The organism is Pseudomonas prosekii (genome assembly GCF_900105155.1).
Classification (GTDB): domain Bacteria; phylum Pseudomonadota; class Gammaproteobacteria; order Pseudomonadales; family Pseudomonadaceae; genus Aquipseudomonas; species Aquipseudomonas prosekii.
The window spans coordinates 2,523,365-2,538,807 of the sequence record NZ_LT629762.1 but is presented as its reverse complement, the minus strand read 5'-3'; the positions used below and the strand labels follow the sequence as shown (position 1 = coordinate 2,538,807).

Genomic DNA, 15,443 nt, shown 5'->3' with positions numbered 1-15,443 from the left:
AGCGCCGGGTCAGGCGATGCAAGTTTCGAATGTCAGTCAGCCATCGCGAGCAAGCTCGCTCCCACAAGGATTTGTGTGATTCAGGAAATCTGATCGATCAACTTTTCTCCGCTCCTTCGCCGCTTTCAGCGCACATCCGCAGATAGTTTTTTGCGTGATATCAATATGCTTTAGCGGTATTAAATTCTGCTTTTTGCAAGCCTTGCTGCCGCAGGGCAGCTCGGTGAAAACCCTGGACGACTTGGCGAGCCGCACGACCATCGTCACAACGGGCACCACGGCGGATATCTGGCTGACGAAAAATCACCCGGACTGGAAATTGCTCAAGTTCGAGAAAAACTCCGAGTCGCTGCAAGCACTGGCCAATGGTCGCGGTGATGCCTATGCGCAGGACAATCTGGTGCTGTTCAGCTGGGCCAAACAAAACCCCGGCTACCGGGTGCTGGAGCAGACTCTGGGCGCCGAAGCACCGATTGCGCCAGCGGTGAAGAAGGGCAATATCGAACTGCGCGATTGGGTGAACACCGAGTTGGTGAAGTTGGGTGAAGAGAAGTATCTGCTCAAACTGTACGACCAATACGTGCGCAAAGAACTGAGCGACGACACCAAGCCTGAAAGCGTGATTGTTGAAGGTGGCAAGTGGCAAGGGTGATTCTCTGTTGATTCTGCGGTGTGGCTGAGAACCAACCCCTCACCCCAACCCTCTCCCCAGAGGGGAGAGGGGAAAGGGAGCCGATCTTCATGCTTTTCAAAGTATAGGTTCGGCAGACGTATCGTCTTTTCAAGCCTGAGTTCGGCTCGATATTTCGAGTGTTAATTCTCTTCAGAGCCTGAGTTCAACTCGGTTTTTCAGGTCGATGCAGCTCTAAGAACACCTCGGTCAGTCCCCTCGCCCCTTTGGGGAGAGGGTTAGGGTGAGGGGCATTCTCAAGCCCGACACTCAATCCGGCCAGTTCCACGCCGGTTCATCCAGCATCCGCTGGCCGACAATCCCGGTCTGGCCCAGGGTTTTCTCCAGCACGATGCAATTGCATTCCAGGTCTTCCTGCAGCGCTGAAATCAACTGCCGCGCGTGCGACACCACCCACACCTGACACTGCTCGGACGCGCGGATGATCAAGCGCGCCAGCGCCGGCAAGAGGTCCGGGTGCAGGCTGGTTTCCGGCTCGTTCAGCACCATCAGCGTCGGCGGCCGGGGCGTCAGCAGCGCCGCGACCAGCAACAGATAGCGCAACGTGCCATCGGACAATTCCGCCGCCGACAATGGCCGCAGCAAACCTTCCTGATAAAACTCAATCGCAAACCGCCCGCCCTGTAGCGGCGCGATGTTCAGTCGCGCGCCGGGGAAGGCGTCGCTGATCGCGGCTTGCAGCGCCTCGGGATCGCCGATCTCGCGGATAGTCTGCAACGCGGCGGCGAGGTCGCGACCGTCGTGGTGCAGCACCGGCGTGCGCGTGCCCAGTTGCGGCTGGCGCACCGGGGCGTCGGCGTCGCTGCGAAAGTGATCGTAGAAGCGCCAGCGGCGGATGAATTCGCGCAGGTGCATGACTTCCGGTGAAGTGCGGAAACTGCCGACCTGATCGAACAGGCTGTCGAAATTCGGTGTGTGCTGCGCCAGTACGTCCCAACTGCGGCCTTCGCGCGCGCGAATCATCGGGCCCTCGCGGTCCACCAGCAGGCTCGCGGGGCGATAGTGCGGGCCGGACCAGATGCATTCCTTTTTGATTTCCGGGTCGAGGGAAAAGTACGAAAGGGTTTTCTCCGGCAGGCCCAAGGCAATCGAATAACTGAAATCTTCCCCGGCAAACCCCAGGCGCAGGCGTTTGACGCCTTGGCGCACGGTGGCTTCAATCGGCACTTCGCCGTTGCGCATGCGGCGGCTGATGGTTTCCGGGCCGGCCCAGAACGTCGAATCGAGCCCGCCCTCACGCGCCAGCGCATTGATCACGCCACCCTGAGCGGTTTCCGCCAACAGGCGCAACGCGCGATAGAGGTTGGATTTGCCGCTGCCATTGGGGCCGGTGATCAGGTTCAACCGGCCCAGCGGAATCACCAATTTATTGATCGAGCGGTAATTGGCCACCGCGAGAGTCTTGAGCATGGGAAGCTTCCTGCTGCGTAGCGGGGCAGTTTGCCTTATCTTCGGCAACTTGAAGATCCCTTGCGGGAGCGAGCCTTTGTGGCGAGGGGGCTTGCCCCCGTTGGGCTGCGAAGCGGCCCCGTTGTTTTGTCAGAAATACCAAATACGCCTGCTGCGCAGTCGAACGGGGGCGAGCCCCCTCGCCACAGGTCATCGTTGGGCGGCGGGATTGAGTGTCAGCCACACGGTTTGCAGTAAACCCTAGCGGGCGTTGAACCCTGTTCTAAGCTCACAGTCGTATCGTCACTTGCACGTTCGTACCACGAAAAGGAGTCTGCATGGCGGGTACCGGGTTGAAAATTATGGCGGGGCTGGGCGTTGTTGCTCTGCTGACGGCATGTGGTGATGAAAAACCAGTCGAAAAAGACCTGCCACGGGTGTTCGTGCAAGCGGTGCAGCCGGCTGATTACGCCGCTGCGGTGACGCTCACCGGCGATGTCCAGGCGCGCGTGCAGACCGAGTTGTCGTTCCGTGTCGGCGGCAAAATCATCGAGCGCAAAGTCGAGGTCGGCGACCGGGTTTCGGCCAAACAGGTATTGGCCAGACTCGACCCGAAAGACCTGCAGACCAACGTCAATTCCGCCCAGGCGCAAGTCGTTGCCGAACAGGCGCGGGTCAAACAGACCGCCGCCGCGTTCGTCCGCCAGCAAAAACTCCTGCCCAAGGGTTACACCAGCCAAAGCGAATTCGACGCTGCGCAAGCCGCCTTGCGCAGCAGCCAGAGCGCGCTGACCGCCGCTCAGGCACAACTGGCCAACGCGCGCGAACAACTGAGCTACACCTCGTTGATTTCCGAAGCGCCGGGCATCATTACCGCGCGCCAGGCCGAAGTCGGGCAAGTGGTGCAAGCCACCGTGCCGATCTTCAGCCTCGCGCGTGACGGCGAGCGCGATGCCGTGTTCAACGTCTACGAATCGCTGCTGGCCGAGCCGCCCTCGGACAAGTCGCTGGTGGTCAGCCTGCTCGGCAATCCGAACATAAAAACCACCGGCACCGTGCGCGAAATCACCCCGGCGGTCTCGGCGCAAACCGGCACCGTGCAAGTCAAAGTCACCCTGCATGGCCTGCCCGAAGGCATGCAACTCGGCTCGGTGGTCAGCGCCACGGCGAAAACCGCCGGCAAATCCGCCGTCGAACTGCCCTGGTCGGCGCTGACCAAAAACCTCAGCGAACCCGCCGTGTGGCTGGTCGACGGCGACGGTAAAGCGCAATTGCACAACGTCACCGTCGGCCGCTACCTGACCGGCAAAGTCATCGTCAGCGACGGCCTCGACGCCGGGCAGAAAGTCATCATCGCTGGCGGCCAACTGCTGCACCCGGGAATGAAAGTGGAAATCGCCGAAAACACCTACAAGGATCTGGCGCCGGGGGCTGACCAATGAAGCGCCTGATGCTGCTGTCTGCCGGCTTGCTGCTGGCCGCGTGCTCGAAAGAAGAGGCGCCGCCGGAGCCGGTGCGCCCGGTCTTGTCGATTGAAGTCAAAGCGCTGAATCAGGAAGACCTCGGGCGGTTCGCCGGGAGCATTCAGGCGCGTTACGAAAGCAATGTCGGTTTCCGCATTCCGGGGCGGATCGCCAGCCGTGAGGTCGATGTCGGCGCCGAAGTGCAGAAGGGCGCGTTGCTCGCCACCCTCGACCCGACCGATCAACAGAACCAGTTGCGCGCCGCCGAAGGTGATCTGGCGCGGATCCGCGCGCAGTTCATCAACACCCAGGCCAGCGCCCGCCGCCAGCAGGAATTGTTTGATCGCGGGGTCGGCGCGCAGGCGCAACTGGACATCGCCCAGACTGACCTGAAAACCACCCAGGCCTCGCTCGATCAAGCCAAGGCGTCGGTCGATCAGGCCAAGGACCAGCTCAACTACGTGCAACTGCGCGCCGATCACAAAGCCATCGTCACCGCGTGGAACGCCGAGGCGGGCCAGGTCGTCACCGCCGGCCAGCAAGTGGTGACGCTGGCGCAACCGGACATCAAGGAAGCGGTGATCGACCTGCCCGACAGCCTCGTCGATCAGTTGCCGGCGGACGTGGTGTTTCAGGTCGCCTCGCAACTGGACCCGAGCATCACCAGCACCGCGATCATTCGTGAAATCGAACCGCAGGCACAAAGTGCGACCCGTACTCGCCGCGCGCGCCTGACGCTGACCGACACCCCAGCGGGCTTTCGCCTCGGTACGGCGATCAGCGTAACGCTCAGCTCGGCGATCAAGCCGCGCCTCGAATTGCCGCTCAGCGCGCTGCAAGAGGTCGATGGCAAAAGCCGCATCTGGGTCGTCGATCCGCAGAGCCAGACGGTTGCCCCGCGTGACGTCAGCCTGATCAGCCGCACCGATTCGACCGTGGTCCTGGCCAGCGGTGTGAAGTCCGGTGAGCGCGTGGTCAGTGCCGGTGTGAACAGCCTGAAACCCGGGCAAAAAGTCAAAATCGACGAGGAAAGCCCGCGATGAAAGGGAGTTTCAACTTATCCGAATGGGCCCTCAAACATCAGTCGTTTGTCTGGTATCTGATGTTCGTCGCGTTGCTGATGGGCGTGTTCTCGTACATGAACCTTGGCCGCGAGGAAGACCCCTCCTTCACCATCAAAACCATGGTGATTCAAACCCGCTGGCCGGGCGCGACCCAGGAAGAAACCCTCAAGCAGGTCACTGACCGCATCGAGAAAAAACTCGAGGAACTCGATTCCCTCGACTACGTGAAAAGCTACACGCGGCCCGGTGAATCCACGGTGTTCGTGTACCTGCGCGACACCACCAGCGCCAAGGACATCCCGGAAATCTGGTACCAGGTGCGCAAGAAGATCAACGACATTCGCGGCGACTTCCCGCAGGGCTTGCAAGGGCCGGGATTCAACGACGAATTCGGCGATGTCTACGGTTCGGTGTATGCGTTTACCGCCGACGGCCTGTCGATGCGCCAGTTGCGCGATTACGTCGAGCAGGTGCGCGCGGCGATTCGCGACGTGCCTGGCTTGGGAAAAGTCGAGATGATCGGCGAGCAGGATGAAGTCCTGTACCTGAACTTCTCGACGCGCAAACTCGCGGCGCTGGGCATCGATCAGCGTCAAGTGGTGCAGAGCCTGCAATCCCAGAACGCGGTGACCCCGGCCGGTGTCATTGAGGCCGGGCCGGAGCGTATTTCGGTGCGCACTTCCGGGCAGTTTGCGTCCGAGAAGGACTTGGCCGACGTCAATCTGCGGCTCAATGATCGCTTCTATCGACTGGCCGATATCGCTGAAATCAGCCGTGGTTATGTCGACCCGGCAACCCCGCAATTCCGCTTCAACGGTCGCCCGGCCATCGGTCTGGCGATTGCGATGAAGAAGGGCGGCAACATCCAGGAATTCGGCAAGTCGCTGCACCAGCGCATGACCGACCTGACCGCCGACCTGCCGGTGGGCGTCGGCGTCAACAACGTCTCCGATCAGGCCGCGGTGGTGGAAAAAGCCGTCGGCGGTTTCACCAGCGCGTTGTTTGAAGCGGTGGTGATTGTGTTGATCGTCAGCTTCATCAGCCTCGGCGTGCGCGCCGGTCTGGTGGTGGCGTGCTCGATTCCGCTGGTGCTGGCGATGGTTTTCGTCTTCATGGAATACAGCGGCATCACCATGCAGCGGATTTCCCTCGGCGCCTTGATCATCGCCCTCGGCCTGTTGGTGGACGACGCGATGATCACCGTCGAGATGATGGTCACGCGCCTGGAAATGGGCGAAACCAAGGAGCAGGCGGCCACGTACGCCTACACCTCGACCGCGTTCCCGATGCTCACCGGCACGCTGGTGACCGTCGCCGGTTTTGTGCCGATCGGCCTCAACGCCAGTTCCGCCGGTGAGTACACCTTCACCCTGTTCGCGGTAATTGCCGTGGCGATGCTAGTGTCGTGGGTGGTCGCGGTACTGTTCGCGCCGGTGATCGCCGTGCACATCCTCAGCGCCGAAGTGAAGCCGCATTCCGCCGAGCCTGGGCGCATCGGCCGCGCGTTCAACGCGAGCATGTTCTGGGCCATGCGTCATCGCTGGTGGGCCATCGGTATCACCATCGCGTTGTTCGCGGCGTCGGTGTTTTCCATGCAGTTCGTGCAGAACCAGTTCTTCCCGTCCTCGGACCGGCCGGAGATTCTGGTTGACCTCAACCTGCCGCAAAACGCCTCGATCGAGGAAACGCGCAAGGCTGTGGACAGGCTCGAAGCGACGTTCAAGGACGACCCGGACATCGTGCGCTGGAGCACTTACATCGGCGAAGGTGCGATCCGTTTCTATCTGCCGCTCGACCAGCAATTGCAGAACCCGTACTACGCGCAATTGATCATCGTCAGCAAAGGCCTGGAGTCGCGCGCCGAGTTGAGCCAGCGCTTGCGCGAGCGGCTGCGCAAGGACTTCGTCGGTATCGGCAGTTATGTGCAGGCGCTGGAAATGGGCCCGCCGGTAGGGCGGCCGATCCAGTACCGGGTCAGCGGCAAGGACATCGATCAGGTGCGCAAACACGCCATCGCACTGGCCACCGCGCTGGATCAAAACTCGCACATCGGCGAAATCATCTACGACTGGAACGAGCCGGGCAAAGTCCTGCGCATCGACATCGCCCAGGACAAGGCGCGGCAACTGGGGCTGTCGTCGGAAGACGTGGCCAACCTGATGAACAGCATTGTCGTTGGCTCGCCGATCACTCAGGTGGACGATGACATTTACCTGATCAACGTCGTCGGGCGCGCCGAGGATGCCGAGCGCGGCACGCCGGAAACCCTGCAAAACCTGCAGATCGTCACGCCGAGCGGCACCTCGATTCCGCTGCTGGCGTTCGCCACGGTGCGTTATGAGCTGGAGCAACCGCTGGTGTGGCGTCGCGACCGCAAACCGACGATCACCATCAAGGCTGCGGTGCGCGACGAGATCCAGCCGACCGATCTGGTGAAACAGCTGCAACCGACCATCGACAAATTCGCTGCCGAATTGCCGGTGGGTTACAAGGTCGCCACCGGCGGCACCGTCGAGGAAAGCGCCAAGGCGCAAGGGCCGATTGCCAAGGTTGTGCCGCTGATGCTGTTCCTGATGGCGACGTTCCTGATGATCCAGTTGCACAGCGTGCAGAAGCTGTTCCTGGTCGCCAGCGTCGCGCCGCTCGGGTTGATTGGCGTGGTCTTGGCGCTGATTCCGACCGGCACGCCGATGGGCTTTGTGGCGATCCTCGGGATTCTCGCGTTGATCGGCATCATCATCCGCAACTCGGTGATTCTGGTGACGCAAATCGAGGCGCTGGAGAAGGAAGGCCTTGAGCCGTGGGATGCGGTGTCGCAAGCCACCGAGCATCGTCGTCGGCCGATTCTGCTGACGGCTGCGGCGGCGAGTCTGGGGATGATCCCGATTGCCCGCGAAGTGTTCTGGGGGCCGATGGCCTACGCGATGATCGGCGGGATTATCGTCGCGACCTTGCTGACGCTGCTGTTCCTGCCAGCGCTGTACGTCGCCTGGTACAAAATCCGCGAACCGAAGAAAGAAGCGCAATAAGGCGAGCGCTTCGCGCCTATCGCGAGCAAGCTCGCTCCCACAGTTGCCTGCATGCCCCTGTGGGAGCGAGCTTGCTCGCGATGGCGTCTTCTCAGGCTACGCCGGCTTACGCCAGACACTCGCCAACCATGGCTGTTGCTCGCGCGGCAAACCTGCTGGCCGGTAGTAATGCTCCAGTTCGACAAACCCGGCCTCGGTCAGTAACGCCTGCCATGCCGGCAGATCGTGATAAGCGCCGTAACGCGGACCGTTCCAGCCTTCCTGATTGGCCCCGCGCGGATTGGAGCTGAACAACACGCCAGCCGGTTTCAGCGCCGCATGCAGCTCTTTCAATACTCGCGGCAATTCCTGACGCGGAATATGAAACAGCACGGCATTGGCGAAGATCCCGTCGAAGCGTTCGTCCGGCAGATCGAGCTTGAGAAAGTCCTGCTGCCAGACCTCGCAACCGCTGTCCTCGCGGGCCATCTGCGCAAATTTTTCCGAACCGTCGAGGCCGACGGCGATGTGACCCATGCGCGTGAACGTTTGCAAATCACGCCCCGGCCCGCAGCCGAAATCGAGGATGTTGAACGGCGCGCCAGCCTGAATATGCCGCAGCAGCGCATCGATGTTCTGCCGCACATCATGGTCACGCGTCCCCTCGCGAAAACTCTCGGCCACCGAGTTGTAGTGGCCGAGCGTCGTGGAAGTGATTTGCTGGAGGTCGTCGGGGGACTGTTTCATGGTCGGCTGCGCAGGCAATTGGGATTTGCCGAATATACGCCATCAACCTTGGGGCTGCTGCGCAGCCATTCGCGGGCAGGTTTTGTAGCGCTGCACCTGCGGACGATGACCTGTGGCGAGGGGGCTTGCCCCCGTTGGGTCGCGAAGCGCCCCCCAATCATCCAATGAGGTGTGTCAGCTGAATAAGGTCGCCCATTTTGCGACTGCTGCGCAGCCGAACGGGGGCAAGCCCCCTCGCCACAATCAGCGTTTGTTCAGGCCTTTCGCCAAACGATCCCCGCCGAGCTGGATAATCGCCACCAACACCACCAGCAGCACAATCACCGTCAGCATGATCTGGCTGTCAAAACGCTGATAACCGTAGCGATAGGCGATGTCCCCCAGCCCACCAGCGCCAATCGCCCCAGCCATGGCCGAGGAGTTGATCATCGTCACCAGCGTAATGGTGAAACCGCCAACAATCCCCGGCAGCGCTTCGGGCAACAGCACGTGCCAGACGATGTGCCAGCGGCGGCAACCCATGGCTTGCGCAGCCTCGACCAAACCGTGATCGACTTCGCGCAAGCTGACTTCGGCGATGCGCGCAAAAAACGGCGTGGCGGCAATGGTCAGCGGCACCACGGCGGCCCAGACGCCGTACGTGGTGCCGACGATCAGCCGGGTGAACGGAATCAGCGCGACCATCAGAATCAGGAACGGAATCGAGCGAAACAGGTTCACGAACGCGCCCAGCACGCGGTTCAGCGTCGGTGCTTCGTAGATGCCGCCCCTGGAGCTGGTGACCAGAATCACCGCCATCGGAATCCCCGCCAGCAGCGCAATCAACGACGACACGCCGACCATCAGGAAGGTGTCGATAAAACCTTGCAGCAAGCGATCAAACCACATAACCGACGACCTCCACGTGCTGCGCCCACTGACTGGCGCGCTGGCGTAATTGCTCGGCGCTGGCCGACGCGCCTGTCACCGCCAGCAGCAATTGCCCCAGCGCATGTCCCTGAATCCGCTCGACGCCGCCCTGCAGCAACCGCACGCGGCCACCGAGCGCGCCGAACAGCGCCGCCAGGTCCGGTTCATCGGTGGCGCTGCCGGTGAATTGCACACGCAACACCAGCGCCGCTTGCGCAGACTGCGGTTGCGCGCTCAAACGGCTTTGCAATTCTTCCGGCAGCGCGTGTTGCAGCGGCGCGAGCAAGGTCTTGCTGACTTCGTGCTGCGGGTTGCCGAAAACCTCCCACACCGGGCCTTGCTCGACGACGCGGCCATGTTCCAGCACAACGACGCGGTCGCAGATATCGCGGATCACCGCCATTTCGTGAGTAATCAGCACGATGGTCAAACCGAGGCGTTGATTGATCTCGCGCAGCAGCCCGAGGATCGATTGAGTGGTCTCCGGGTCGAGCGCCGAAGTCGCCTCGTCGCACAGCAGAATCTGCGGGTCGTGCACTAACGCGCGGGCGATGCCGACACGTTGTTTCTGCCCGCCGGACAGCTGCGCAGGGTAGGCCTTGTGTTTCTCTTGCAGGCCGACCAGTTCGAGCAATTCTCGGACTTTCTTCTCGCGCTGATCCTTGGGCACACCGGCCACTTTCAGCGGCAACTCGACGTTCTGCCAAACGGTCTTGGCCGACATCAGGTTGAAGTGCTGGAAGATCATGCCGATGCGCCGACGCAGCGCGACCAGGCGGTCTTCGTCGAAGTCGCCGATGTCGATTTGATCGATCAACACGCGGCCGCTGCTCGGTTGCTCCAGCCGATTGATCGTGCGAATCAGCGACGACTTGCCAGCGCCGCTGCGGCCGATAATGCCGAACACTTCACCGCGCTGGATCGCCAGGTCGATGCCGTGCAGCGCCGCCACCGGACCTTGCTTGCCGTTGTAGGTTTTGCCCAGGCCGATGAAGCGCACGTGGGCACTATTGAGGTCCGGGTGCAGTTCGGTCTGTTGAGCTTTCTGAGGCTCTGGAATATCCAGTCGCCGTTGGATCGCGGCCGTCATGCTCAGCTTTCCCAACCGGCTTGATAGAGCTTGCCGTGCGCCTTGTCGAGCGCGGCGCGGACGGCCGGCGAATGCTGGTAAATATCGACAAATTTGATCAGGCGCGGGTCGGTTTTGCTGTTCGGCTGGATCACGAACTGGATCACGTACTCCTTGTGATCGAGGCCATCGAACAGCAGCGCCGAACCGGCATCGAAGGTCTTCGCCAGGCGAATGTAGGCCGGGTAACCCTGAACCAGATCAGCGTCGTCGTAGGCGCGCACCAGTTGCACGGCTTCGACCTGGAGGATTTTGATTTTCTTCGGGTTGGCGATGATGTCTTCTTCGGTGGCTTTGTAGCCGACGCCCGGTTTCAGCGTGATCAAACCGGCCTTGGCCAGCAGCTGCAAACCGCGACCGCTGTTGATCGGGTCGTTGGCGATGGCGACGCTGGCGCCTTCCGGCAGCTCGTCGAAGCTTTTGTATTTTTTCGAATAGAGGCCGACGTTGTTGATGATTCCCGGGGCGAACGGCACCAGGTCAAAACCGGCAGCGGTTTTTGCATTTTCCAGGAACGGGATGTGCTGGAAGTAGTTCACGTCGATGTCGCCGGCAGCGAGGCTGACGTTCGGCGCGATCCAGTCGGTGAACTCGACCAGCTCGACTTTCAGGCCTTGTTTGGAAGCCTCTTCGACAGCGGCTTCCAGCGGAATGGCGAACGCAGCGGTGGTGCCGACTTTCAGCGGCGCTTCGGCGGCGAACGTGATGGAGCTGAAGAGGCCGAGGGCCAGGGCCAGTGCTTTGACTGGGTGGGAGAGGTAGTGCTTGGTCATGATGGTTATTCCAGTCAGTGCAGAAAAAATTTGGGTGTTTGGTAGGGCCTCTTCGCGGGCAAGCCTCGCTCCTACAGGGGGTTGCGGTGCCCTTGTAGGAGCGAGGCTTGCCCGCGAAGCTTTTAGCGGCGGAACGCGGCGCCAGTGTGTTGCTGCGGCAGATGCGCTTCACCGTGAAACAGCTTCTCGCGCAGGCTGCCGCTGTCGTAGGCGGTTTTGTACGAGCCACGACGCTGCAACTCGGGGATCACCAGATCAATGAAATCGACATAGCTTTCCGGCGTGACGATCCGCGTCAGGTTGAAGCCGTCCAGGCCGGTTTCGGCGATCCACGATTCCAGCTCATCCGCCACTTGCACAGGCGAGCCGACCACGGTGATATAGCGGCCACCGAGGGCGTGTTGCTCAAGCAATTTGCGTCGGGTCCAGTCATTGTTTTGCAGATTCTTGGTCGCCGACTGAATCGCGTTGCTCTTCACGTACTGGATCGGTTCGTCGATTTCGTACTGGGAAAAATCAATCGCCGTCGATGCCGAAAAATGCGCGACACCGGCTTCGGCACTGGCGTAGCTCAGGTACTCGGCGTGCTTCTTCCAGGCCAGTTCTTCGGTGGCGCCGACGATCACGTTCAACCCCATGAACACCTTGACGTCCTCGGGATTGCGCCCGGCCTCGACCGCGCTGGCGCGGACCTTGTCCACCTGAACCTTGGTCGACGGTTTGTTCTGGCCGCTGATGAATACGCACTCGGCATGGCGCCCGGCGAACAGCAAACCGCGCTCCGAACTGCCGGCCTGAAACAGCACCGGCGTGCGCTGCGGCGATGGTTCGCAGAGGTGATAACCCTCGACCTGATAGAACTCGCCTTTGTGCTCGACCTTGTGCACTTTCTCCGGTTGCGCATAGATCCGCTGCTCGGGATCGTTGAGCACCGCGTCGTTTTCCCAACTGCCTTCCCAGAGTTTGTAGAGCACTTGCAGGTATTCGTCGGCCTGATCGTAGCGGCGGTCGTGTTCGACCTGTTCGCTCAAACCCATGGCTTTGGCGGCGCTGTCGAGATAACCGGTAACGATGTTCCAGCCGACCCGTCCACGGCTCAAATGGTCCAGCGTCGACATGCGTCGGGCGAACAGATACGGCGGTTCGTAAGTCAGGTTGGCGGTGAGGCCGAAACCCAGGTTTTTCGTCACTGCCGCCATCGCCGAGACCAGCAGCAGCGGGTCGTTGACCGGCAACTGGATCGACTCTTTCAGCGGCACATCCACCGAGTTTTGATAGACGTCGTACACGCCGACGATGTCGGCGATAAACAACCCGTCGAACAGTCCGCGCTCGAGCAACTGCGCCAGTTCGGTCCAGTATTCGAGGGTTTTGTATTGGGTTGAGTTGTCGCGTGGATGCGTCCACAAGCCGTGGTTGATATGGCCGACGCAGTTCATGTTGAACGCGTTGAGGAGGATTTTCTTTTTCGCCTCGGCCATCAGATAGTCCCCCGCAGCGGCGGGTTTTCATCGTTGAGGTAGTAATTGCCCACCGCGTGATACTTCCAGCGCACCGGGTCGTGCAGCGTGTGCACCCGCGCGTTGCGCCAGTGGCGGTCGAGGCCATGCTCGATCAACGTTGCCTGGCTGCCGGCCAGTTCAAACAAGGTGCTGCCGGCGGTGAGGGAGATTTCGGTGCTGATCGCGCGGGCCTCGGCGACCGCAATCGAAGCAGCGGCCACGGTTTGCGCGTTGGGGTTGGCTTGCGCCTGGTCGAGGAATTCACCCGAGCGTTCGAGCAAGGCTTCGGTGGCGTGCAGACGAATGCTCAAGTGGCCGAAGCTCTTGATCGTCAGTGGATCGTCGATGGCTTTTTCGTGGGTGGCGTCGATCCACGGCCGGGTTTTGGTGCGCACAAAGTGCAGCGCATCTTCATACGCGGCGCGGGCGATGCCGGTGTCGATGGCCGCATGAAGGATCTGCGCCAACGGGCCGACGGTGGTCGGGCGTTCGAACGCGCTTTGAAATGGGATCACGTCTTCAGCGGCGACGTAGACGTCTTCGAACACCACCGAACCGCTGCCGGTGGTGCGCTGGCCGAAGCCGCTCCAGTCGTCGATCACGGTCAGGCCCTGGCTGTCGCGCGGCACGAACGCCAATTGCTGCACGCCGTTTTCATCCACCACTGAAGTGGGGATTCGCTGCGCGTAGATCGCGCCGGTGGCGTAGAACTTGCGGCCGTTGATGCGATAGCCGTCACCGTCGCGTTTGAGGCTGGTGACGCGGTCGTGCGCGGTTTTTGTCCCGAGTTCGGCAAGCGCATTGCCGAAGCGCTGGCCGGCCAATACTTCGGCGTAAAGGCGTTTTTTCTGCTCTTCGTTGCCGTTTACGCGCAGCACTTCGAGGGCATAGAAATGGTTCTGCGGGATCTGTCCGAGCGAGCCGTCCGCCTGGGCAATCAGCGCGATGACTTTGGCCAGCGTGACGTTGGAAACCCCGGCGCCGCCGTACTGTTTGGGCACGCTGATGCCCCACAGGCCCGAGCGTGAAAACACTTCGAGTTCGGGGTGCGGCAAGCGGCGCTCGCGGTCGCGCAGGGCGCTGTCGCGTTTGAAATCGTCGGCCAGATCGCTGGCAACAATCAGGGCTTGCTCATCGCTGGTTATGACCGCGACGTGGTGAGAAAGAGGCATGTGTTTCTCCAGAGGTCTGGTTAAAAGTGTCTGGTCAAATCCAGGAATGACGAGCCGGCAACGTGCCGTTGAGGTGGTAGCTGCCGACCGCGTGATATTTCCAGCGCACCGGGTCGTGCAGGGTGTGCACGCGGGCGTTGCGCCAGTGGCGGTCGAGGTTGAATTCGGCGAGGGTGGCGCGGCTGCCGGCGAGTTCGAAAAGCTTTTCGCTGGCGAGCAGGGAGATTTCGGTGGTCAGCACTTTGGCTTCGGCCACGGCAATCGAGGCGCGCGCGGCGGACTCGGCGGTGAGCGGCGCGGCGTTGACCTGATCGAGCACTTGCCCGGCCTTGCGCAGCAGCGCTTCGGCGGCGTGCAGCTCGATTTTCAGTTTGCCGATGTCGGCGATCACGTAGAGGTCATCGCTGGCGCGTTCGACTTTGGCATCGATCCAGGGCCGCGCGCGGGTTTTGACGAATTCGATGGCGTCATCGATAGCGCCGCGAGCGATGCCAGCGTCGATCGCCGCTTGAATCAATTGCGACACCGCGCCCTGGGTGTTCGGGCTGTCGTTGATCTTCCAGTTATCCACAACGAGCTCGGCATCGACCCGCACGTTGTTGAGCAAAATGGTGCCGCTGGCGGTGGTGCGCTGGCCGAACCCGGACCAGTCATCGACGATGCGCAGGCCCGGCGTGCCACGCCGGACGAAGGCCAATACTTGCTTGCCGTCGTCGTTCAACGCCTTGACCGCGACCCAGTGCGCGAACAGTGCGCCGGTGGAGTAAAACTTCTGCCCGTTGATCACGTAGCCGTCACCGTCTGCGGTGATTCGGGCCTTGAGTTCGAGGGTGTTTTTGGTGCCGCGCTCAGGCCCGGCATTGCCGATGCGCCAGCCTTCAAGCACGCTTTTGAACAGCTGCTTTTTCTGCGCCTCGGTGGCGCTGCCGAGCACCAGATTGATAATGCCGAACTGGTTTTGCGGGATCTGCCCGAGGGCTGGATCGGCGGCGGAAATGATCGCGAACACGTCGGCAATGGTGACAAATGAAACCTGCGGCCCACCGTACTCGCGCGGGATCGCAATGCTGCCGAGGCCGCTGCGGGTGAACTGTTCGATTTCCGACCACGGCAACTTGCGCTGCTTGTCGCGTTTGGCCGCTTGCAGGCGGGCGACGTTCGCCAGCTCGTGGGCAGCCTTGATGGCTTGCGCGTCGTTGCGCAAAACCTGCGCGGGCAACAACAGGGGGGCGATATCCAGATCACTCTGAACGATTGCATCTGCCAGACTGGACATCAGTGCCGCTCCTTGGCTGCACGCAATGCCCTGGCGATCTGCACTGGGGTGATTGTGTTCCGGACCATACCTACCTCACATCTCATGAAAAACGCCGCAAGGGTGGCGGCGAGCGAATAACAAGAATGTCCGGTGGTCCGGTGCATATACCCTAATCGCGTATAAAAAATTAATAAACTAACTTTTGGGAATATGCATAGAAGGGCGTCTGTCCGCGGAGCAACAGTTGTTTGTGGGGCAACAGCCGGGAGCTGAGTTCGGCCGTCAAAATGATCCGCAACCCCTGTGGGAGCGAGCTTGCTCGCGATGAGGCCGTGTCA

General features: G+C 61.3%; 11 protein-coding genes and 1 pseudogene. 4 read left to right on the top strand and 8 right to left on the bottom strand.

Annotated features, from left to right (window positions below; genetic code table 11):
- Positions 1-193 precede the first annotated feature (193 nt).
- Positions 194-652, top strand: a pseudogene (locus BLU01_RS11560) (glutamine ABC transporter substrate-binding protein); the annotation flags it as partial.
- A 288-nt stretch (positions 653-940) separates the two neighbouring features.
- Here BLU01_RS11560 and BLU01_RS11555 read toward each other — a convergent pair.
- Complete coding sequence (locus BLU01_RS11555) at positions 941-2,101, bottom strand: AAA family ATPase (RefSeq protein WP_092275048.1); 1,161 nt, start codon at positions 2,099-2,101, stop codon at positions 941-943.
- A gap of 317 nt (positions 2,102-2,418) precedes the next feature.
- Between BLU01_RS11555 and BLU01_RS11550 the strand changes: the two genes are divergently transcribed.
- From BLU01_RS11550 to BLU01_RS11540, 3 genes are read left to right on the top strand one after another with little or no spacing between them, the layout of a single operon-like run.
- On the top strand, positions 2,419-3,522 hold the full coding sequence (locus BLU01_RS11550; RefSeq protein WP_092275045.1) for an efflux RND transporter periplasmic adaptor subunit: 1,104 nt from the start codon (positions 2,419-2,421) through the stop codon (positions 3,520-3,522).
- On the top strand, positions 3,519-4,586 hold the full coding sequence (locus BLU01_RS11545; RefSeq protein ID WP_092275042.1) for an efflux RND transporter periplasmic adaptor subunit: 1,068 nt from the start codon (positions 3,519-3,521) through the stop codon (positions 4,584-4,586). The genes BLU01_RS11550 and BLU01_RS11545 overlap by 4 nt, the downstream gene beginning before the upstream one ends.
- Positions 4,583-7,636, top strand: a complete 3,054-nt coding sequence (locus tag BLU01_RS11540; protein ID WP_092275039.1) for an efflux RND transporter permease subunit — start codon at positions 4,583-4,585, stop codon at positions 7,634-7,636. Before BLU01_RS11545 ends, BLU01_RS11540 begins: the two co-directional genes overlap by 4 nt.
- A gap of 96 nt (positions 7,637-7,732) precedes the next feature.
- Here BLU01_RS11540 and BLU01_RS11535 read toward each other — a convergent pair whose 3' ends face one another.
- The 7 genes from BLU01_RS11535 to BLU01_RS11505 all read right to left on the bottom strand — a co-directional run bounded on the left by BLU01_RS11535 (position 7,733) and on the right by BLU01_RS11505 (position 15,123).
- Positions 7,733-8,362, bottom strand: a complete 630-nt coding sequence (locus BLU01_RS11535) for a class I SAM-dependent methyltransferase (protein ID WP_092275036.1) — start codon at positions 8,360-8,362, stop codon at positions 7,733-7,735.
- 243 nt (positions 8,363-8,605) lie between these two features.
- Complete coding sequence (locus BLU01_RS11530) at positions 8,606-9,250, bottom strand: methionine ABC transporter permease (protein ID WP_092275030.1); 645 nt, start codon at positions 9,248-9,250, stop codon at positions 8,606-8,608.
- Entirely contained in the window at positions 9,240-10,361 is a 1,122-nt protein-coding gene (locus BLU01_RS11525) for a methionine ABC transporter ATP-binding protein (RefSeq protein ID WP_092275027.1), read from the bottom strand. Before BLU01_RS11525 ends, BLU01_RS11530 begins: the two co-directional genes overlap by 11 nt.
- A gap of 2 nt (positions 10,362-10,363) precedes the next feature.
- On the bottom strand, positions 10,364-11,173 hold the full coding sequence (locus BLU01_RS11520; protein ID WP_092275024.1) for a MetQ/NlpA family ABC transporter substrate-binding protein: 810 nt from the start codon (positions 11,171-11,173) through the stop codon (positions 10,364-10,366).
- A gap of 122 nt (positions 11,174-11,295) precedes the next feature.
- Complete coding sequence (locus tag BLU01_RS11515; RefSeq protein ID WP_092275022.1) at positions 11,296-12,654, bottom strand: LLM class flavin-dependent oxidoreductase; 1,359 nt, start codon at positions 12,652-12,654, stop codon at positions 11,296-11,298.
- On the bottom strand, positions 12,654-13,847 hold the full coding sequence (locus BLU01_RS11510; RefSeq protein WP_092275019.1) for an SfnB family sulfur acquisition oxidoreductase: 1,194 nt from the start codon (positions 13,845-13,847) through the stop codon (positions 12,654-12,656). The genes BLU01_RS11515 and BLU01_RS11510 overlap by 1 nt, the downstream gene beginning before the upstream one ends.
- A gap of 34 nt (positions 13,848-13,881) precedes the next feature.
- Complete coding sequence (locus BLU01_RS11505) at positions 13,882-15,123, bottom strand: SfnB family sulfur acquisition oxidoreductase (RefSeq protein ID WP_092275016.1); 1,242 nt, start codon at positions 15,121-15,123, stop codon at positions 13,882-13,884.
- Positions 15,124-15,443 lie beyond the last annotated feature (320 nt).

Bases quoted from the DNA above. Each gene is read 5' to 3' on its own strand.
- BLU01_RS11545 (WP_092275042.1), top strand. From the start codon at position 3,519: ATGAAGCGCCTGATGCTGCTGTCTGCCGGCTTGCTGCTGGCCGCGTGC.
- BLU01_RS11515 (WP_092275022.1), bottom strand. From the start codon at position 12,654: ATGGCCGAGGCGAAAAAGAAAATCCTCCTCAACGCGTTCAACATGAAC.
- BLU01_RS11535 (WP_092275036.1), bottom strand. From the start codon at position 8,362: ATGAAACAGTCCCCCGACGACCTCCAGCAAATCACTTCCACGACGCTC.
- BLU01_RS11530 (WP_092275030.1), bottom strand. From the start codon at position 9,250: ATGTGGTTTGATCGCTTGCTGCAAGGTTTTATCGACACCTTCCTGATG.
- BLU01_RS11525 (WP_092275027.1), bottom strand. From the start codon at position 10,361: ATGACGGCCGCGATCCAACGGCGACTGGATATTCCAGAGCCTCAGAAA.
- BLU01_RS11550 (WP_092275045.1), top strand. From the start codon at position 2,419: ATGGCGGGTACCGGGTTGAAAATTATGGCGGGGCTGGGCGTTGTTGCT.
- BLU01_RS11555 (WP_092275048.1), bottom strand. From the start codon at position 2,101: ATGCTCAAGACTCTCGCGGTGGCCAATTACCGCTCGATCAATAAATTG.
- BLU01_RS11510 (WP_092275019.1), bottom strand. From the start codon at position 13,847: ATGCCTCTTTCTCACCACGTCGCGGTCATAACCAGCGATGAGCAAGCC.
- BLU01_RS11505 (WP_092275016.1), bottom strand. From the start codon at position 15,123: ATGTCCAGTCTGGCAGATGCAATCGTTCAGAGTGATCTGGATATCGCC.
- BLU01_RS11520 (WP_092275024.1), bottom strand. From the start codon at position 11,173: ATGACCAAGCACTACCTCTCCCACCCAGTCAAAGCACTGGCCCTGGCC.
- BLU01_RS11540 (WP_092275039.1), top strand. From the start codon at position 4,583: ATGAAAGGGAGTTTCAACTTATCCGAATGGGCCCTCAAACATCAGTCG.